This window comes from Micromonospora sp. LZ34 (genome assembly GCF_052981855.1).
Map to the genome: position 1 here is coordinate 1 of NZ_JBRIQN010000060.1, position 17,886 is coordinate 17,886.

At 74.5% G+C, this 17,886-nt stretch carries 17 protein-coding genes and 1 pseudogene; 6 read left to right on the plus strand and 12 right to left on the minus strand.

The genetic code is table 11. The features are described 5' to 3' along the window. Positions 1-94: 94 nt before the first annotated feature. The 3 genes from ACVCAH_RS33410 to ACVCAH_RS33420 form a co-directional block, all read right to left on the minus strand. Positions 95-718: a TetR/AcrR family transcriptional regulator gene (locus tag ACVCAH_RS33410; RefSeq protein WP_447140232.1), complete on the minus strand. Its 624-nt coding sequence runs from the start codon at positions 716-718 to the stop codon at positions 95-97. 209 nt (positions 719-927) lie between these two features. Next, complete coding sequence (locus tag ACVCAH_RS33415) at positions 928-3,813, minus strand: hypothetical protein (RefSeq protein WP_447140257.1); 2,886 nt, start codon at positions 3,811-3,813, stop codon at positions 928-930. 54 nt (positions 3,814-3,867) lie between these two features. Continuing rightward, positions 3,868-5,655 carry an HSP90 family protein gene (locus ACVCAH_RS33420; protein WP_447140233.1) on the minus strand — a complete coding sequence of 596 codons (1,788 nt, stop codon included), beginning with the start codon at positions 5,653-5,655 and terminating at the stop codon, positions 3,868-3,870. Between the two features lie 118 nt (positions 5,656-5,773). Here ACVCAH_RS33420 and ACVCAH_RS33425 point away from each other — a divergent pair, with 118 nt between their 5' ends. After that, entirely contained in the window at positions 5,774-7,105 is a 1,332-nt protein-coding gene (locus ACVCAH_RS33425) for an MFS transporter (protein ID WP_447140234.1), read from the plus strand. Here the strand turns inward: ACVCAH_RS33425 and ACVCAH_RS33430 are convergent. Genes ACVCAH_RS33430 through ACVCAH_RS33440 form a run of 3 tightly spaced genes read right to left on the minus strand, consistent with a single transcriptional unit; the run spans position 6,996 to position 8,737 of the window. After that, complete coding sequence (locus tag ACVCAH_RS33430) at positions 6,996-7,382, minus strand: VanZ family protein (RefSeq protein WP_447140258.1); 387 nt, start codon at positions 7,380-7,382, stop codon at positions 6,996-6,998. The genes ACVCAH_RS33425 and ACVCAH_RS33430 overlap by 110 nt on opposite strands. Continuing rightward, complete coding sequence (locus ACVCAH_RS33435) at positions 7,379-7,564, minus strand: hypothetical protein (protein WP_447140235.1); 186 nt, start codon at positions 7,562-7,564, stop codon at positions 7,379-7,381. Before ACVCAH_RS33435 ends, ACVCAH_RS33430 begins: the two co-directional genes overlap by 4 nt. A gap of 9 nt (positions 7,565-7,573) precedes the next feature. Beyond that, on the minus strand, positions 7,574-8,737 hold the full coding sequence (locus ACVCAH_RS33440; RefSeq protein ID WP_447140236.1) for an FAD-dependent oxidoreductase: 1,164 nt from the start codon (positions 8,735-8,737) through the stop codon (positions 7,574-7,576). Between the two features lie 110 nt (positions 8,738-8,847). On the opposite strand from ACVCAH_RS33440, the gene ACVCAH_RS33445 reads away from it, so the two are divergent. From ACVCAH_RS33445 to ACVCAH_RS33455, 3 genes are all read left to right on the plus strand, one after another. Next, positions 8,848-9,426, plus strand: a complete 579-nt coding sequence (locus ACVCAH_RS33445) for a TetR/AcrR family transcriptional regulator (protein ID WP_447140237.1) — start codon at positions 8,848-8,850, stop codon at positions 9,424-9,426. Between the two features lie 69 nt (positions 9,427-9,495). Beyond that, positions 9,496-10,020 (plus strand): SigE family RNA polymerase sigma factor, encoded by a 525-nt coding sequence (locus ACVCAH_RS33450; RefSeq protein WP_447140238.1) that lies wholly within the window; start codon positions 9,496-9,498, stop codon positions 10,018-10,020. Next, positions 10,017-11,204 carry a hypothetical protein gene (locus tag ACVCAH_RS33455; protein WP_447140239.1) on the plus strand — a complete coding sequence of 396 codons (1,188 nt, stop codon included), beginning with the start codon at positions 10,017-10,019 and terminating at the stop codon, positions 11,202-11,204. The genes ACVCAH_RS33450 and ACVCAH_RS33455 overlap by 4 nt, the downstream gene beginning before the upstream one ends. Before the next feature lie 90 nt (positions 11,205-11,294). Here the strand turns inward: ACVCAH_RS33455 and ACVCAH_RS33460 are convergent, their stop codons facing one another. From ACVCAH_RS33460 to ACVCAH_RS33485, 6 genes are all read right to left on the minus strand, one after another. Beyond that, complete coding sequence (locus ACVCAH_RS33460) at positions 11,295-12,197, minus strand: sulfurtransferase (RefSeq protein WP_447140240.1); 903 nt, start codon at positions 12,195-12,197, stop codon at positions 11,295-11,297. A 150-nt stretch (positions 12,198-12,347) separates the two neighbouring features. Continuing rightward, positions 12,348-12,794 carry an imidazolonepropionase-like domain-containing protein gene (locus ACVCAH_RS33465; RefSeq protein ID WP_447140241.1) on the minus strand — a complete coding sequence of 149 codons (447 nt, stop codon included), beginning with the start codon at positions 12,792-12,794 and terminating at the stop codon, positions 12,348-12,350. Between the two features lie 2 nt (positions 12,795-12,796). Further along, entirely contained in the window at positions 12,797-13,564 is a 768-nt protein-coding gene (locus ACVCAH_RS33470; protein ID WP_447140259.1) for an SGNH/GDSL hydrolase family protein, read from the minus strand. Between the two features lie 240 nt (positions 13,565-13,804). After that, positions 13,805-14,806, minus strand: coding sequence for a DUF7507 domain-containing protein (locus ACVCAH_RS33475; RefSeq protein ID WP_447140242.1), 1,002 nt, complete (start codon positions 14,804-14,806; stop codon positions 13,805-13,807). 182 nt (positions 14,807-14,988) lie between these two features. After that, a complete protein-coding gene (locus ACVCAH_RS33480) occupies positions 14,989-16,161 on the minus strand; it encodes a hypothetical protein (protein ID WP_447140243.1) in 1,173 nt (390 codons plus the stop codon). A 125-nt stretch (positions 16,162-16,286) separates the two neighbouring features. Continuing rightward, positions 16,287-16,631: a hypothetical protein gene (locus ACVCAH_RS33485; protein WP_447140260.1), complete on the minus strand. Its 345-nt coding sequence runs from the start codon at positions 16,629-16,631 to the stop codon at positions 16,287-16,289. Between the two features lie 259 nt (positions 16,632-16,890). On the opposite strand from ACVCAH_RS33485, the pseudogene ACVCAH_RS33490 reads away from it, so the two are divergent. Further along, positions 16,891-17,693: pseudogene (locus tag ACVCAH_RS33490) on the plus strand (helix-turn-helix domain-containing protein). Further along, positions 17,684-17,866 carry a DUF397 domain-containing protein gene (locus tag ACVCAH_RS33495; protein WP_447140244.1) on the plus strand — a complete coding sequence of 61 codons (183 nt, stop codon included), beginning with the start codon at positions 17,684-17,686 and terminating at the stop codon, positions 17,864-17,866. Before ACVCAH_RS33490 ends, ACVCAH_RS33495 begins: the two are co-directional and overlap by 10 nt. Positions 17,867-17,886 lie beyond the last annotated feature (20 nt).

Consider the following 17,886-nt stretch of genomic DNA (forward strand, 5'->3'; position numbering starts at 1 on the left):
GACCCCAGGACTCATCAAGTCCAGGCGGGGGGAGTGCTCACCCGCCCGCGGCTACCAGTGTCGAGTCTGCCAACGCCCCACCCGACAGCTCCCATTAGGCGGGGGCGGTGGGGGCTAGGAGGGCGGCGAGGGTGGCGCCGCGGAGGAGTTCGGCGCGGCGGCGGCGGTCCACCTCGCCGCCGAGGAACGGGGTGGAGTTCATCAGGCCGAACGCGGCGTGCGCCAGCACCCGCGCCTCGCCGTCGGGCATGCCCGGGTGCAGCGCGGTCAGCACGGTCACCCACTCCTCGACGTAGAGCCGCTGGAGCCGGCGGATCCGGCGACGCGGCTCGTCCGGGAGACGGTCCAGTTCGTGCAGGTGCAACGCGATCACCGCCGGATTCGCCAGAGCGAAGTCGACGTGGAAGTCGATCAGCGACTCCAGCGCGGCGCGCGGGTCGTCCGGGTGGCCAGCGGACCGCTCCCGGCCACCGGCGAGCAGCCCCTCGCTGACCGGGATCAGCGCGGCGGCCAGCATCGCCTCCTTGCCGGCGAAGTGGTGGTAGAGCGCCGGGCCGGTGACCCCGGCGGCCGCGCCGATGTCGTCCATCGAGACGCCGTGGTAGCCGCGCGCGGCGAAGAGGCCGACCGCGATCTCCAGGATCTCGTCCTTGCGGGACCGGCGCCGACCCGACCCCGCGGCTCCGTTCGTGCCCCGTGCCTGCTGCTCCACCGTCACCGGGCAAGCGTAGACCGCGCGCCGCACCACGTGAGGCTCGGTTACCCGTCGGTTCGCCCACCGCCGCCTGCCGGCCGGACCGGTCCGGCCCCGGCTCGCGACCAAGCGGACACCCCGGGCCGGGAGTTCGGCCGACCGGCCGGGAGTTCGGCCGACCGGCCGGGGTCGACCGACGGGCCGGGTCGGCCGGTCCGCCGACGCCCGGCGCGTCAGTGGTCGTGGTCGAGATCGTGCTCCTTACGGAGCGCGGCGGCCTCGTCCGGTCGGCCCAGGTCGTCCAGCGCCCGGGCGAGCAGCCAGGCGGCCTGCGGCACCGGCCGGGAGCCGGCGGGCAGCCCACCAAGCACCCGGCGCAGCAGCCGCTCGGCCTCGGCCGGCCGGTCCAGCTGGAGCAGCAGTTCGCCGGTGAGGACCTCCACCTGGGCCGCCTCGGCGAAGGCCTCGATCGAGCGGAGCCTGTCGGGCACTCCGGCCAGCCGGTCGAGCGCCTCGCCCGCGCGGCCGGCGTCGGCCAGCATCCGCGCCCCCGCCTCGGCCGCCAGCGCCAGCTCGTACGTCACCGGCGGCTCCGGTTCCGGCTGGCCGGAAAGCGTCCCGGCGACGCGGTCCAGCACCTCCACCGTGCGCACCGCCGCCGCACCGTCCCCCGACCAGAGCCATGCGTACGCCTCGCGGCGGCGGGCGCGCAACTCGTCCAGCGGCAGCCCGGCCAGCTCGTAGACGCCCGCCGCCGCGGCGAACTTCTGCGCGGCCACGGCGTCCCGGTCGGCGTCGTAGAGGATGCCGCCGGCCTCCTCGAGCACCTGCGCCCGGTGCGGGAGGTTGTCCGGCCCGTCCAGGTTGCCGGCGAGCTGGTCGAGCAGCGCCAGCGCCGGGTCGATCTCGCCGAGGCCCTGGTAGATGCCGGCCAGCAGGTGCCGGCAGCGGTCCGCCTCAGCCTGCGCGCCGAGCCGGTCGAGCCCGATCACCGCCTCTTCCGCGACCTCCGCCGCCTCGCCCAGCCGGCCCGCGACCCGGTACGCGTTCGCCAGCTCCCAGCGCAGGAAGGCGTCCCCCTCGGCGCCCCGCTCCACGCAGAGCGTCACCGCCTCGGCGAAGTCCTCCACCGCCTCACCGGCCCGGCCGGCGGCCATCAGCGCCCGTGCCCGGGTGACCCGTGCCTGCACCAGCGCCTCGGCCGATGCCACCCGCAGCGCCTCGTCGCAGGCGGTCACCGCCTCCGCCGGGTCGTCCACCGCCCGGGCGTACGCCAGGCAGGCGGTCATCAGCAGCTCGTCGATGCCCAACTCCCGGCCCAGCCGGCGGGCCTGCTCGGCCGCCGCCCGGAACTCGTCCGCGCGGTCCAGCTCCTCGAGGAGGTGCGTGCGGTGCAGCGCCACCCGCATCTCTAGGCACGGGTCGCCGCCCGCGCCGGCCGGCACCCGGTCGATCGCGGCGAGCGCCTCCGCCCAACGCTGGCCGTGCACCAGCGCCAGCGCCACGCGGTCGAGGGCGGCGGCGCGCAGTCGGTCGTCACCGATCCGGTCGAGAGCCTCGGCGGCCGCGCCGACCAGCGCCAGCCCCTCCTCGGCGCCCTCCTCGGTCATGGTGAGCAGCACGCCGAGCCGGCCGGCGACCACCTCCGCCCGCACCTCATCGCCCAGCTCCCGGTACGCGGCGAGCGCCGCCCGGCCGGCCTCGATCGCGGCCGGAATCTCCTCGGCGTCGCTCAGCTCGGCAGAGCGCAGCTCCAGCCGGTGCGCGACGGTCGCCGGGGGCAGCTCCGCCGCGCCGAACCGCTCGTCGTACGCGGCCAGCGCGGCCTGGAAGGTGATCCGGTCGTGCTGGCCCCAGCGCTCCTCGGCCAGGTCCAGCAGCTCGTCGGCCCCGGCGTCGACCGGCACCTCGACCGCCACCCGCCGGACCCCGCCCGGCGCCGTCGCACCGCCCTGCGCGCCCGCGACCGCCGGCGCGCCATCCCCGTCCGGGACGGTCGAGGCGGCAGCGACGGCAGTGGCCGCCACCGGGGCCGGGGCGCCCGGTGGGGCTGGTCGGCGGCGCAGGCTCGCCGAGAGCGGCAGGTGCTCGCCGGTGGGTCGGACCGCGAGGCGGCCGGCGACCATCTCCGACTGGTGGGAGGTGCCGTTGCGGGCGTCGAACCGGGCGGCCAGCGCGGTCGCGGTCTCGGCCAGCTCGACGGCGAGCCGGGCCGCGGGGACGTCGGCGGCCGGTCGGTCGCCGGCGGCCCGCCGGTACACGGTCAGCTCGCCGTCCACCTGTCGCAGCGCGGCGGACGCGGCCGCCGCGAAGTGCATCGCCGCGGCCGGTGACGGCGCCCGGTCCAGCCAGTCAAGGTGCCGCTCCACCAGCTCCAGGGCGCGGGCCTCGTTGCCGGTCAGCGTGCAGAACTCGATGTGGTCGCCGATGTCCCACAGGTCGGCGAGGTTGCCCCGCAGCCGGCGGTACGCCGCCCGGTGCGCCGTGCGCGCCTCCTCGTGCCGGCCAGCCTGCAGGTAGGGCACCAGCAGCGCGGTGAGGATCGCCTGTGGCTGCTCGGTGCAGGTGAGCCGCCCGGCGAGCACCGGCTCGGCCAGCGCCACCGCCTCGGTGTGCCGGCCGGTGTCGGCCAGGTACTGCACCTGCGTGGTGGGGTCGCAGCCGGCGCAGTCGGAGAGGTCGTCGCGCGGGGTGGTCTGCCAGAGCCGGTACCAGTGGACGGCCGCGTCGGCGTCACCCACGTGGTCGGCGACCCGGAACCGGTGCTTGTGGACGGCCTGGAGGCTGTGCCCGCTCGCCCGGTAGCGCCGCTCCATGTCGTCGAGCACCGCGTAGGTGCGGTCGAGCGGCACCTCGGGAAACTTCAACATGCCGTTGACCATGTACTTGAAGTGCCAGAGCAGCTGTCGGGCGTAGCGGGCGTGGTAGGGCTGCGGGTCGCGCTCGAACTCCGACAGGCACCAGGAGAACGTCACGAAGGACTTGGCCGACTCGCCGCCGTAGGTGTACGCGGTGGTGGCCTGCATCCGGGCGACGAAGGCGAGCTGCCGGTCGTCGGCGGCGTCGACCCGCCGCAGCAGCTGCTCGATCACGGCGATCTGCCCCGCCCCGTACGGCATGCTGCTGGCGTCGCGGAGCACCCGCCACAGGTCGTCGTTGCTCGTGGCCACCGTTCACTCCCGTCCCGGTACGGCCCGGCCGAGCAGGCCGAGGAAGGAACTGTTCAGCAGCGCGGCGTCGGCCGCGCGGATCGGATGGTGCCCGAGCAGCAGGGCCTGCCCGTACAGCCCCTCGACGGCGAGCCCGACCAGCTCCGGGTCGGCGAGCGCGCTGACCCGGCGGACCAGCGGGTTGCGGTGGTTGAGCACCAGCTGCGGACGGTCCGGCGGGGCGGACGCGGCGAGCGCGTCGAGCACCCCGCCCCACAGCTCGTCGGCCCGGTCCCGGCTGGCCGCGAGCTGGTCGTTGAATGCCGCCGACCGGCTGACCAGGTAAAGCGCCGGCAGCGAGACCGGGTCGTACGCCCGGACCACCACCTCGCAGCCGGTCCGCTCCAGCGCCCGCTGGGCGGCGGTGAGGAACGGCCGCAGGGCCAACTCGACTTGCGGGTCGAGGCTGTCGAAGCGGGTGGTGAGGTCGCTCGGCTCCAGCCGCTCGATGAGCACCGACCGGTCCACCGTGGGCAGCCGCTCGATCAGCTCGGTGTCGTAGGTGTAGCCACCGTTCACCACGGCCAGGTCCTGCGCGGCGGCGACCGCGGCGAGCTGGCGGAACTCGTCCAGGCTGGCCGCGTACCGGATCAGGCCGTGCCGCTGCCGGAACTCGGCCAGGGTGAGCGTGCCCACGTTGGTGTCCATCGGCCACCACTGGTCGACCAGGCGGAGCATCTCGTCGTCGTGCAGCGCGAGTGCCTTGACCCCGAGATGGTGCACCTGGAGGAACTCGGCGAGCCGGCGCGGGTCGTGCCGGGCCAGCCGGACCAGCCAGCCGCGCACCTGGTCGCCGAGCGCCTCCCGGGTGGCGGTGAGCAGGGTGTCCTCGTAGAGCGCCTCGCGGCTGGCGGTCGGCCGCAGCTCGCTGGCGTCCACCACGCAGTGGGCGAAGAACGCCCAGTCCGGCAGCAGCCCGTCGGCGTGCTCGGTGAGCAGCATCCGCTTGAGGTAGACCCGGTGTCCGGCGCGGGCCGCCGGGTTCACCGGCTCCGGCAGGATGAACGCGACGCCGGTCAGCCCCGCCTCCGGCACCGACAGCGGCAGCACGTCGAACGGGTCGAAGCCGAGCGTCTCACGCGCGTACCGGACCAGCGCCGGGCGGTCGACCGGCGCGCCCGGCGTGGTCGGCCAGGGCGGTGGCCCGGCGGTGGTCACCACGTCACCGACCCGGACCGTGACCGGCAGCAGCGAGCCGAAGAGCCGGGCCAGGTCGGTGACCGTCGGCGTGGCGAGCCACTGGTCGGCGTCCCGGCGCGGCACCAGCGTCACCGTGGTGCCCGGCTCGCTCCGGCCGGCCCCCGGCGCGGCCAGCTCCACGGCGTAGCGGCCGTCGGAGTGGCCGGTCCAGCGGACCGTCGGCTGGTCGCCGTGCCGGGTGAGCACCCGGATCTCGTCGGCGACTAGGAAGCAGGAGAGCAGGCCGATGCCGAACTGGCCGAGGAACTCGTGCCGGGAGAAGCCGAGGTCGTCCCGCTTGGAGCTGCGGCCGATGGTGGCTAGCAGCTCGTGCACCTGCGCCTCGGTGAGGCCGATGCCGGTGTCGTGCACCCGCAGCGTCCCGTCGCCGGTCAGCTCGGGCGGCTCGATACGAATCAGCGCCGGCGCGCCGGGCTCGGTGGCCCGGCGCGCGGTGATCGCGTCCACCGCGTTCTGCAGCAGCTCGCGCACGTACACCCGCGGGCTGCCGTAGAGGTGATGACTGAGCAGGTCGACCACGCCACGGAGGTCGACCTGGAAGGTGTGGTCCACGCCTGAGTGCTCCCCGGTCCAGTGCCGGCGCCCACCGTACCGATGATCACCGAACCGCGCGTCCCCCTTTCACCCGGCGGCTTGACCCTCGACCCGGTCGAGCCCGCAGGGTCCCGGCATGACCGCACCCCGGCTCGGCCGCGACTACCACCTGCTCTGGTCCGCCGCCGTCTCGTCCCGGTTCGGCGACGCCCTGCGTACGCCGGCGCTGGCCCTGCTGGCCGCCACGCTGACCCGCGACCCGCGGGTGATCGCCGCGGTGACCGTCGCCGCCCAACTGCCCCCGCTGCTGTTCGGCCTGCTGGGCGGCGTCTACGCGGACCGCTGGGACCGGCGGCGGACGATGGCGGTGGTGGACGGGCTGCGGGCCGCCGTGGTGGCCGCGCTCGCCGTCGCGGTCGCCGTCGACCGGGCCGGAGTGGCCGCGCTGCTGGTGGTCGCGTTCCTGCTCGCCACGCTCGGCACGCTCTTCGACGCCGCCGCCTTCGCGCTGCTCCCGGCGGTGGTGCCGCCGGCCGCCCTGGCCCGGGCGAACGGCCGGTTGCAGGCCGGTACGGCGGTGGTCGGCGGCTTCCTCGGCGCGCCCGCCGCCGGCGTCCTCTTCACGGCCGCCCCCGCCCTCCCCTTCACCGTCGACGCCCTCACCTTCGCCCTCGCCGCCGTACTGATCCTCGCCCTCTCCCCGGTCAGCTCCCCGCGATCGTGCCCGGACAGATCGGCACCGAAGCCGCGGAAGGAGGGCCACAACTGCAAAATCGCCGGGAGCAGGGCAGGGGCGGCGGGCAGGGCGGTGTGGGGTGAGATCGGGGCGGGGGTGCGGTGGTTGCGGGGGGAGCGGACCATGTGGCGGGTCACCCTGCTGACCGCGGCGGGCAACCTGGCGATCAGTGGACTGCTGGCGGTGCTGGTGCTCTACGCGCTCGACGTGCTGCGGGTGCCGCCGGCCGGGTACGGCGTGTTCGCCGCGGCGGCGGTCCTCGGCGGTGTCGCGGGTGCGCTGGGGGCGGGGCGGTTGGCCGACCGGCTCGGCACGGCACCCGCCCTGCGGGTGATGCTCGCCGCGCAGACCCTCGCGCTGGCCGGCTTCGCGCTGGCCCGGCATCCGGTACCGGGCGGGATCGCGCTGGCCGTCTTCGCCGCCGGCACCGCGGTGTGGAACAGCCTCTGGGCGTCGTACGGTCAGCGCCGCGTGCCGGCCGAACTGCTCGGCCGGGTGGGTGCGGCCCAGCGGGTGGTCGGCCTGCTCACCGCGCCGATCGGCGCGGCGCTGGCCGGGCTGGTCGGGGCGGCGTACGGCACCGTGCCGGTGGCGGTGGCGGCGGCGGTCACCTTCGCGCTGGTCACCCTCGCGGCGTGGCGGGCGCTGCGACCGGCCGCCCCGCCGCCGCCCGCCGCCCCGCCCACCACCGCCGGGACGCCAGCCCGGCCAGCGCCGCACCCGTCGCGTTGAGCAGCACGTCGTCGACGGAGGAGACCCGGCCGAGATCGAGCGCGTACTGGAGCGACTCGACCAGCAGCGAGCCGGCCGCGCCGAGCAGGAAGAGCCGGCCGGCGCCGGCCAGCGCGGCCAGCCGTACCGGGGCGAAGAAGCCGAGCGCGGCGAAGACCAGCAGGTTGCCGACCACCTGGACCACGGCGGTCACCGGCGGCCCGGTGAGCAGGTCGGCCAGGTCGCGCAGCGGCACCAGGTCGACCTCGCGGGGCGCGGCGCGGGGGGTGAGGATCATCCACACCCAGGGCAGGGTGCCGGCGACGCACCCACCTCGGCGGCGCTGCGGCGCCAGGACTCGCCCGTGGTCGCGGCGTCCCGGCGGTGCCGGGCGAGCCCGGCGGTGACCAGGGCCAGCAGCGGCAGCCCGGCGAGCGCGGCGAGCACGACGCCGCCCCAGTCGCGCCACACCTGTCCCACCGGCGCAGCCTAGCCGGCCACCCGCTCGCGCTGGTCGAGGCCGGAGAGGCGCATCGCGACCTGGTGCCGGGCCGGCGGCACGGCGGAGAGCAGCCGGAACAGCAGGTTCCGGGCCAGCCGGCGGTAGGGCGGCAGGGTGGCCAGCCGGGTGAGCCGGTCGGCGAAGCCGACCACGGCCTCGGCCATCGGGCGGCGCCGGGCCGCGTACCCGTCGAGCAACGTCTCGGGGCCGCCGGCGAGCACGTCGGCGAGGGTGGTGCCGAGGTCGACGGCGTCCACGATGCCGAGGTTCATTCCCTGCCCGCCGGCCGGGCTGTGCACGTGCCCGGCGTCGCCGGCGAGCAGCACCGGCCCCGCGCGGAAGGTGTCGGCGATCCGGTGGTGCAGCCGGAACCGGGAGCTCCAGAGCACCTCGACCACCCGGTCGGGGCGCCGGGCCGGCCCGCGCTCGTCGAGCAGCGCCTGGAGGTATCCCACGTCCGGGTCGGCGGGCGCCTCGTCCACCGCGGCGACCAGCCGGACCACCCCGTCGGGCAACGGCGCCCAGACCAGCGGGCCGGAGCGGGCGAGGAAGAGGGCCACCTGGTCGCGGGGGAGCGCGCTGGTCACCCGGATGTCGGCGAGGGTGTACGACTCCGCGCCGTCGTCCGGCCCGGAGAACCCGATGCCCGCCTGTTCCCGCACGATGCTGCGCATGCCGTCCGCGCCGACCAGGTAACGGGCCCGCACGGTCGCCCCGCCGTCGAAGGCGACCGTCGCGCCGGCCGCGTCGACCGCCGACCCGGTCATCCGGTACGGCCGCAGCACCGGCACCCCGAGCGCGGCGAGCTGCCCGGTGAGCACCTCCTCGGTGACCGCCTGGGAGACCATCAGCGCGTAGGCGTGCCGCGACGGCAGGGTGTGGAACGGCACGGTCAGCAGCACCCGGTCGCGGTCGCGCACGGTGAACCCCGGCGACCGCAGCCCGCGCTCGATCAGCGGGCCGGCCGCGCCGACCCGGTCCAGCTCCTCCAGGGTGTACGCGTGCACGACCGCCGCCCGGGAGGTGACCGGAGGGCGCTCCAGCCGGTCGACGACGGTCACCTCCACGCCGCGCCGGGCCAGCGTGAGCGCGGCGGTCAGCCCGGTCGGGCCGGCCCCCACCACCAGGACGTCCGTGCTCGTGGGCAGCATGACCACACCTCCGTCACCGTCTATGCCAACACATGTTGGCCAACGTCTGTTGGCAACAGTAGGCCTGGTGTTGATGGAGTGTCAACAACCGTTGGCATACGGTGGTGGGCATGACCGAGACCGCGCCCACCCGACCCCGCCGCTCCGACGCCACCCGGGCGGCGATCCTGCGTGCCGCCCGGGAGCGGTTCGCCGCGGAGGGCTACGACCGGGCGACCATCCGGGCCATCGCGGCCGACGCGCGGATCGACCCGTCGATGGTGATGCGCTACTACGGCAGCAAGGAGGGGCTTTTCGCGGCGGCCGCCGAGTTCGACCTGCGGCTGCCCGATCTGGCCGAGGTGCCGCCCGCACAGCTCGGCGAGACGCTGGTCCGGCACTTCCTCAGGCGGTGGGAGGGGGACGAGACACTCGCCGCCCTGCTCCGGACCGCCAGCACCAATCCGGGCGCGGCCGAGCGGGTCCGCGGCATCTTCGCCGACCAGCTCGGGGCGGCGGTGGGCCGGTTCGGCACCGACCCGGCGACCACCGCCAAGCGGGCCGCCCTGGTGGCCAGCCAGATCCTCGGCCTCGCCTTCACCCGCTACCTCGTCCGGCTGCCGCCGATGGTGGAGATGAGCCCGGAGGAACTGGTCGCCTGGGTCGCCCCCACCATCCAGCGCTACCTGACCGGTCGGCCCGAGAACTGACCCAACCTTTCCCCCGCCCCGGGCGTCTGAGTGGTGAACGGGACAGCGACCGGCCGGGGAGGGGGGCGGATGGCACCGCCGACCGACGACGGGCGGGACGGTTACGTCAGCTTCGTCGAGGCCCACCAGCACCGGCTGCTGCGCGCCGCGTACCTGATCTGCGGCAACCGGCACCAGGCCGAGGATCTGCTCCAGGACGCGCTGCTCAAGCTGGCGCTGCGGTGGCCGGCGGTGCGCGAGGGCGACCCGGCCGCGTACGTGCGGGCCATCCTCTACCGGGACGCGGTCTCCTGGTGGCGGCGGCGCCGGCGGGAGTGGCTCGCCGCGTACCCGCCGGACCGGGAGAGCCGGGACGCGGACGGTGCGCTGCGGCTCGCCCTGCACGACGCCCTCGGGCAGCTCCCGCCGCGCCAGCGGGCGGTGCTGGTGCTGCGCTACTTCGAGGACCTGACCGAGGCGGCCACCGCGGAGGCGCTCGGCGTCACCGTCGGCACGGTGAAGAGCCAGTGCCACGCGGCGCTGCGCCGGCTCCGCGAGGTGGCGCCCGAGCTGGGCCGCGACGACGGCCGTACCGGGCTGGAGGTGAACCCGTGAACGAGAAGGATCTGCACCAGTTGCTGACCCTCGCCGCCGAGGAGGTCCGGCCGTCGCAGCCGGCGGCGGCGAGCTGGGACCGGGCTCGTCGAGTGCGCCGCAACCGGCGGGCCGCCGGGGCCGCCGCGGTGGCGGTCGTCCTGCTCACCGGCGGCACGACGCTCGCCCTGCGCCCCGCCGACGGGCCGGCGCCGATCACACCCGTCACGCCGACCGTGCGCCCGGTGCCGAGCGCGCCGCCGGTCCAGCGACCGCCGGAGCAGCTGGCCTATCCCGGTGGCCCGCTCGGCCGCCTGGGCGACGCGGTCAGCACGTCGCTCTCCGCCCGTCCGGTCCGCCGGGCGCTGGCGCTGTACCAGCCGGTCGACCCGGCGAGCGGCGCGGAAGGGCGGATCCGGGTGCTCGGCGACGACGGCGTCGTCCGGGACCTCGACGTGGTCACCCCGGCCCGGACCCGGGACGCCGAGGGCAACGAGGCGGTGCCGCTCAAGACCGGCAGCCTCTCCCCGGACGGGCGGCTGGCCGCCTTCGCCCAGACCGACGTGGTGATCGTGGTCGACCTGACCACCGCGGCGGTCAGCCACTACCCGCTCAAGGGCTACCTGGAGCACGTCCTCTGGGCCGGCGAGCGGCTTTTCGTCGGTGACAACGACAGCACGTACGAGCTGGACCGGGGCACCGGGGCGGCCCGGAAGGTGCCGCTGTCGCCCTGGGACCTGGTCACGCCCGACCCGGCCGCCCGGACGGACGCCCTGCTGGCGCTCGGCGGTGCCCCGGAGAGCCTGACGCTGAGCCGGTGGACGGCGAGCGCCGGCGGCACGGAGCTGGGCAGCCGACCGCTCGACTTCCGCGCCCTGCCCCGCGGCAACCGGGTCGACGAGTTCTACGGTCACGGCTGGCAGCGCGGCGACCAGGTGGCCCGGGCCGGCTGGATCACCACGGGTCAGTTCCAGGGTGTCGAGGGGGTGGCGGTGCTGAACGCCGGGACCGGCGTGGTGACCCGGCTGCTCGACCTGGGCCGGGACCGCTGGAAGGGCTGCTGCGAGGTGCTCGGCTGGGACGCCGACGGCGCCGTGCTGCTCCGCCACGACCCGGGCGGGCTGCTGCGCTGGCGGCCGGAGACCGGCGAGATCACCGGAGTGGTTCGGGACCTGTACGGCGAGCTCTCGCTCGCCGCCGGCTGAGCCGAGCCGACGGCCCCGCGCGGGCGGCGTACCACGGGAGGGGACGACCCCGCGCGCGGCCGGAGCCGTCACGCGGGGACGGCGCGGCGGTCAGCTGTTCAGGCCGCCGGGCTGGTCGCCCTTGACGACGGGGGCGCGGACGAGGTTGCCCCACTCGGTCCACGAGCCGTCGTAGTTGCGCACCTGGGGGTAGCCGAGCAGGTGGCGCAGCACGAACCACGTGTGGCTGGACCGCTCGCCGATCCGGCAGTACGCCACGATGTCGTCGTCCGGGCTCAGCCCGAGCTGGTCGGCGTAGATGGCCTTCAGCTCGTCGGGCGACTTGAAGGTGCCGTCGTCGTTGGCCGCGGACTTCCACGGCTTGTTCACCGCGCCCGGGATGTGCCCGCCGCGCAGCGCGCCCTCCTGCGGGTAGTCCGGCATGTGCAGCATCTCGCCGGTGTACTCCCCGGGCGAGCGGACGTCGACCAGCGGTCGCCCGGCCGCCACGTGCGCCATCACCTGCTCCCGGTACGCCCGGATCGGCGCGTCGTCGCGCTGCGGCACCGGGTACTCGGCGCGCGGCCGGGTCACCTTGTCGCGGGTCAGCTCCCGCCCCTCGGCGATCCACTTCTGCCGGCCGCCGTCGAGCAGCCGCACGTCCGGGTGGCCGAAGAGGGTGAACACCCAGAGGGCGTACGCGGCCCACCAGTTGAAGTTGTCGCCGTAGAAGACGACGGTGTCGTCGCGGCCGATGCCCTTGGCGGCGCAGAGCTCGGCGAAGCTCTTGGCGTCGAGGTAGTCCCGGGTCACCTGGTCGTTCAGCTCCAGGTGCCAGTCGACCTTCAGGGCGCCGGGGATGTGGCCGGTGTCGTAGAGCAGCACGTCCTCGTCGCACTCGACCACGACGAGGCCCTCGTCACCCAGGTGCTCAGCCAGCCAGCCGGTGGTGACCAGCCGCTGCGGGTCCGCGTAGGACTGGAGTCGGGGATCAGGATCGCTCGGCACAGACATGATCCCCAAGGTACGCCGGATCGCGAGCCGGCAACCCGGCATCGCAGATCGGGTGCAGCGGAAGTGGCGACCGACACGTGACAGTTGCAGGGCTCGCCGACCACAGAGGATCCCCAGACCGTAGGGCGACAGAACGGGCCGCCCCGGAACTCAGGCGCGGCGGTGCACCAGGCGGCCGGCCAGCACGGTGACCAGGCATGCGCCGTCGGCGTCGGAGACGGCCAGGTCAGCGCGGGCGCCGGGCACCAGCAGCGGCGGCTCGGCGACGGGCAGCACCAGCAGGTCGCTCCGGTCGACGGCCGCCCGTAGCCCCGGCTCGGTCACGTGCTCGGCCAGCACCGCGGTGACCCCGCGACGCAGCAACGCGTGCACCCGCTCGCGTGGCGTGTCGGCGGCCGGCAGCGGGCCATCGTGCACCAGCCCCGGCCCGATGGTCCCGGGCCAGCGGCGCACCCGCGCCCCGGCGTTCGCCCCGGCCAGCTCGGCCAGCGGGCCGACCGCGACGATCCGGTCATCCCGGACCGCGACGGCGGCCCCGGGGGTCGGCGGCGCGTCGGGGCCCGTACGCAGCAACGGCGCGGTGTGCAGGGTGAGCACGGTCAGTCGGTGAACGGGGCCAACGACGGGCGCTTGGCGGTGACCGTGTCGCCGGAGGAGCGGCCGGTGAGCCGGCGCCGGATCCACGGGGCCAGGTGCTGGCCGACCCAGCGCAGGTCCGCGGCCCGGGCGGCGAGCCAGGGCGTGGGCGCCGGGTTCGGCGGCACCATCAACCACTCCTCGTCGCAGCCGACGCCGAGCGCGGTGAGCACCTGCGCGGCCACCCGCCGGTGCCCGGCCGGCGAGAGGTGCAGCCGGTCGGTGCTCCACAGCATCGGGTTGAGGTAGGTGTCGTCGGCGTACAGGTCGACCAGGATCGCGCCGTGCCGTTCGGCGGTCTCGCCCACCGCCTGGTTGAGCAGCTGGACGCGGGGCGCGACGAGCCGCTGCCCGGGCAACCGGGCCATCACGTCGGCGAACCGGAAGAGGATCACGTCGGCGCCGCCGGAGCGCAACTCCCGCACCACGTCGTCGAAGCGGGCGACCAGGGCGTCCGGATCGAAGGTACGGCGGAGCACGTCGTTGCCACCGGCCGCGAAGCTGATCAGGTCCGGCTTCATCGCGACCGCCTCGGGCACCTGGGTGGCCACCACGTTCGGGAAGAGTCGACCCCGGATGGCCAGGTTCGCGTACCGGAAGTCGGGGCCGGCCTCGGCGGCGAGCCGGGTGGCGACCAGGTCCGCCCAGCCCCGGTAGGTGCCGTCCGGGTACGGGTCGTCCATGCCCTCGGTGAAGCTGTCCCCCACCGCCACGAAGCTGCGCCAGCGCACGTCTGCCACTCCGGCCTCCGGGTTCGATCCGCGTCGACCGGTCAGTCTTGCACCGGCGACCGGCGACCGTGGCGCGCCCACCGGGTCGGTGTGGCGACGCCCACGCCGGACACGGAACGGCGGGCCACCCCCCGTCGGTGTGGCCCGCCGTCCGTCATGCCCCGGCACGATCTCCCGGGCGACGGCAGGTGCGACGGACGCCAGGATCCTGCGGATCCCCGGCGTCCGTCGCCCTACGCGTCAGGCCCGGAAGATCGACAGCCGGCGCAGCCGACCGGCTCCGAGAAGCAGGCCGCCCGTGGCCAGCAGGCCACTACCCAGGGCAAGGGCGCTCACGGTCGGGTCACCGGTGACCGGCAGTTCCTCGTCATGCTCGCCATGGTCGTTCCGGTGGTCGTACTTGCCGTGCCGGATGCAGATGGTGACGGTGTCCGGCTCGGAGACGACCTTCTTGCCGTGGAACTTGCCCGTCGCGCGGGCGGTGTTGACCACCTTGCCGGCCTTGACGTCGGACCAGGTCACCACGTACGGCTTGACGGCGTGGCAGTCGGTGCTCGTGCCCCGCGCCAGGGTGGTGGACTTGCACTTCACGGGTCCGGCGGTCGGGTCGTACACGGCGACGTTGGTGATGGTGACCGTGCCGGTGTTGCTGACCCGGTAGGTGTAGAAGATCTTGTCACCCTTGGCCGCGAAGCCGTCCTTCTCGCACTTCTTGCGGCAGTCCGACTCGACCCGGGCCTTCTTGTCGATGGACAGGCTGGCCTGGACCGGCTTCTTGGGCGCGGTGGTGACGGTGAACGTCGCCTTGTTGGACCACACGGTCTGCTCTTCGAACGACCCGGTCGCCTGCGCCGTGTTGACGATCTTACCGTTCTCCACGTCCTGCCTGGTGACCGTGTAGGTGCCGGTGCAGGTGGTGCTCTCATCCGGGGCGCGCGAGGTGTACTCGCAGGTGATCCCGGTGACCGTGTTGTCGTCGATCGTGATGTTGGTGATCGGGTCGGTCGTGCCGGTACTCTGGTTCGACACCGTGTACGTGTAGGTGATCTGCTGACCCGCCTTCACCTTCTCGGCAGGGGAGCCGGTCTTGGTCAGGTGCAGCCTCGGTTTCACCTCCGGGTCCGAGGCCACGGCGGCGGCCGGCGAGCCGCCCGCGAACAGCAGGGCACCGGCCAGCAGCGCTAGAGCCGCGAGCCGCGTACAGGCACCCGCCCATCTCTGCGGCGTTGAGGTCTTGCTCATGTAACCCCCGTATGTCGTGATGGCTGACATCAGGGATAACAGGGACCAACGAAGCATTAGACGTAAATGGTCCTAAAGTCCCCGAGCGGTGGACTCGTGGTGAAGGTCGCGGCAGGCCGCCGCGACGCCGACGGCGGGCCACCCCCCGTCGGTGTGGCCCGCCGTCCGTCCTGTGCCGCCGGTCAGCCGAGCAGGTGACCCCACGGGGTGCCGGCCGGCACCTTGAGGCTGCCCAGCACCCGGCCGTCGGCGGCGTACCGGACCAGCCGGTAGGCGGGCGCGTCGTCTCCGTAGGTGCCGGTGTTGACCTGGGCGACCAGCGTGCCGCCCGGCAGGAAGCGGACCTGCTCGATGGCACCGTGGCCGGTCGCCTTCGTCCAGGCCGCGTCGAGCGGGGTCAGCTCGACGGCGGCGCCGGTGACGACGTCCACCCGGTAGTTGCGGATCCGCCAGCCGCAGCCGCACTCGCCCGGGCTCGGCACGTGGGTGCTGATCACGACGTGCCGCCCGTCCAGCGAGAAGCCGGCCAGGCTGTGGATCTTGAGGTCGCCGGGGATGCGGGGCTGCACGGTGCGGAAGATCCCACTGGGGTCACCGAGGCGCAGCGACCGGTCCTGGACGAAGCCGACCATGCCGTTCGCGACGACCGGGCAGGTCTGCTGGTGGGTGGCGATGACGTGGCGCCCCTTGCCGTCGGCCCGGACCCCGACCACGGTCCAGTCGCGCTCCCGGCCCTCGGTGTACACCACGGTGAGGTTGTCGATCCAGCGCGGCGTGCAGCTCAGGGTGCCCGCAATCGGCACGGACACCGCCGACCCGCCTTCGAAAGCGTCGATCATCAGCCGGTGCGGGTTCACCGACCGCCAGGCCGCCCGCCGGCCGTCCGGGGAGGCAACCACCTCGCCGGCCGCCACCCGGTCACCGGGGCGTCCCTCGCGGACAACCTCCCAGCGCCCGTCCGGGGTGCTGCGCCAGATCCGGGCCGGAGCGTCGTCCGTCCCGCCGTACTCCTGGTCGGAGTGCCAGGTGAGCTGCGGCCAGCTCAGCTGGCTGGCGCCGGACGGGGCGGACGGCAGCGGGCGGGCCGTCGCCGTCCCCGAGCCGCCCGCGCCGCCCTGGTCGGCGACGGAGGTCACCACGGCCGACTCGGTGGTGGCGGCGGCCGCCGGGACCGGGGCGTTGGCAGCGGTGGTGCGGGCCGGCGTGGCGCAGCCGGCGGCGGCGACGGGAAGCAGCACCAGCGCCGCGACACCCATCAGCGCGCGGGGCCGCAGGGCCCGCCGCAGCGCCGAGGTGGAGACGGTACGGGGGGTGAGGATGCTGTCCATGGGGGTGGCCTTCCGGGAGTGGATCACGTTGTGACGCCACCCAAGACGCGTCCCTTCCGGACCTCAGTTGCCGCTCGTTGCTGCTGATGTCCGACAGTCCTTTCCAGATTCGGGCGGCAACCATCCGGGGGCTGGCGAGCGTCGGGATCGGCTCACCGGTCGTCGTCCGGTGGCTCGACCACCGGCCGCCGGTACGGCCCCCAGGCGACGAAGCGCTCGAACAGTTCGCGCGGGCTGGGGCCGTCGTGCGGGTTCAGCCGGAACAGGTCGTGGGTCGCCTCGTGGTATAGCCCGGACATGTAGACGGCCAGGTCCAGGTGGCGGCCGTCGTACTCGACCCGCAGCAGCAGCCGGGCCTCCGCGCAGGGCCAGGGGCGGCCGCAGGCCCGGCACAACCAGAGCGGGCGCAGCGGCAGGTGCGGCACGCGGTCCGCCGGGTACGCCCGGGGCCGGTCGGCGTACGGGCCGAGACGGGGTACGGGAAGCCGGCGGAACATTACCGGCGGCCGCTCGTCGAACCGGCGACTCTGGTTGTCCACCTCGACCTCCTCTGCGACCGGACGGGGCCGCCCCGGCACGGGGGAACCGGAGCGGCCCCGGCGCGGCCCGCCCATTGGCGGGGCGTGACCGCTGGTGACACTGTGCCGCGGTGGCGACTACCGTCGGAAGGCATTGACGAGGACCGGGGCGATGGCGGGGCGACACGCCTCCGCCGAGCGAAACCCCTGCAGAGGCCAGCGGATCTGTGGAGGAACTGTGGAAGCCGAGCCGACCGCCGAACTGATCCGGGTCCAGCTCCGCCGGCTGCGCACCAACGCCGGGCTGAGCCAGGAGGAGTTCGGCAAGCTGGTGCATTTCTCGGGCTCGCAGATCTCCGCCGTCGAGCTGGGGCAGCGGCCCCTCGACCGGTTCTTCCTCAAGCGGGCGGACGAGGTGCTCGGCACGGGCGGCCTGCTGACGTCCCTGCTGAAGTTGGCCGAGCGGAACGGCCAACCGAGCTGGCTGCGGCCCTGGCTGGAAGCGGAACGCAACGGCCAGCAGCTTTGGTGCTTCCATCCAACGCTCATCCCCGGTCTGCTCCAGACCGAGAACTACGCCCGCGCAGTGATCCGGGCCGACGACACGCTGAGTGATGACGAGGTGGAGAACGGGTGGCGATCCGGTTGGATCGCCAGGCCGTTCTCAGCCGACCGCAACCGCCCAAGCTCGTAGCGGTGATCGAGGAGGCCGTTCTTCGCCGCGCGGACGAGAGCTTCCGCGGTCTGATGACCCAGCAGATCACCCACCTGACGCAGTGCATCGAGCGCCCGCATGTCAGCGTGCACGTCATTCCGGCGGAGGTTGGCGTGCACGTCGGACTCGCCGGTCCGTTCACTCTCGCGCGCGGCGGCGACGGCGACTGGGTCGGTTACCTGGAGAACCAACTCGGCGGCACGACGGTCGACAAGGACGGCGACGTGGCTATCCTGCTCGCGAGATGGGAGAGCGTCCGCAGCGAGGCCCTACCTCAGCGGCAGTCCGCCGAGCTGATGAAGGATGTGATGACGTCATGGACCTGACCGGTGCGAACTGGCGCAAGTCCACCCGCAGCGGCAATGGTGAGTGCGTCGAGGTGGCCGACAACCTGGCCGGCGTGGTCGGCGTCCGCGACAGCAAGGACCCGCGCGGCCCGGTGCTCACCTTCGACCCGCAGACCTGGCGCGCGTTCGTCGACTTCGCCAAGCAGCACTGACCTCAGCGAAGCGGAAGGCC

Bases quoted from the DNA above. Each gene is read 5' to 3' on its own strand.
- ACVCAH_RS33415 (WP_447140257.1), bottom strand. From the start codon at position 3,813: ATGCCGTACGGGGCGGGGCAGATCGCCGTGATCGAGCAGCTGCTGCGG.
- ACVCAH_RS33425 (WP_447140234.1), top strand. From the start codon at position 5,774: ATGACCGCACCCCGGCTCGGCCGCGACTACCACCTGCTCTGGTCCGCC.
- ACVCAH_RS33430 (WP_447140258.1), bottom strand. From the start codon at position 7,382: ATGATCCTCACCCCCCGCGCCGCGCCCCGCGAGGTCGACCTGGTGCCG.
- ACVCAH_RS33440 (WP_447140236.1), bottom strand. From the start codon at position 8,737: ATGCTGCCCACGAGCACGGACGTCCTGGTGGTGGGGGCCGGCCCGACC.
- ACVCAH_RS33445 (WP_447140237.1), top strand. From the start codon at position 8,848: ATGACCGAGACCGCGCCCACCCGACCCCGCCGCTCCGACGCCACCCGG.
- ACVCAH_RS33450 (WP_447140238.1), top strand. From the start codon at position 9,496: ATGGCACCGCCGACCGACGACGGGCGGGACGGTTACGTCAGCTTCGTC.
- ACVCAH_RS33460 (WP_447140240.1), bottom strand. From the start codon at position 12,197: ATGTCTGTGCCGAGCGATCCTGATCCCCGACTCCAGTCCTACGCGGAC.
- ACVCAH_RS33475 (WP_447140242.1), bottom strand. From the start codon at position 14,806: ATGAGCAAGACCTCAACGCCGCAGAGATGGGCGGGTGCCTGTACGCGG.
- ACVCAH_RS33485 (WP_447140260.1), bottom strand. From the start codon at position 16,631: ATGTTCCGCCGGCTTCCCGTACCCCGTCTCGGCCCGTACGCCGACCGG.
- ACVCAH_RS33495 (WP_447140244.1), top strand. From the start codon at position 17,684: ATGGACCTGACCGGTGCGAACTGGCGCAAGTCCACCCGCAGCGGCAAT.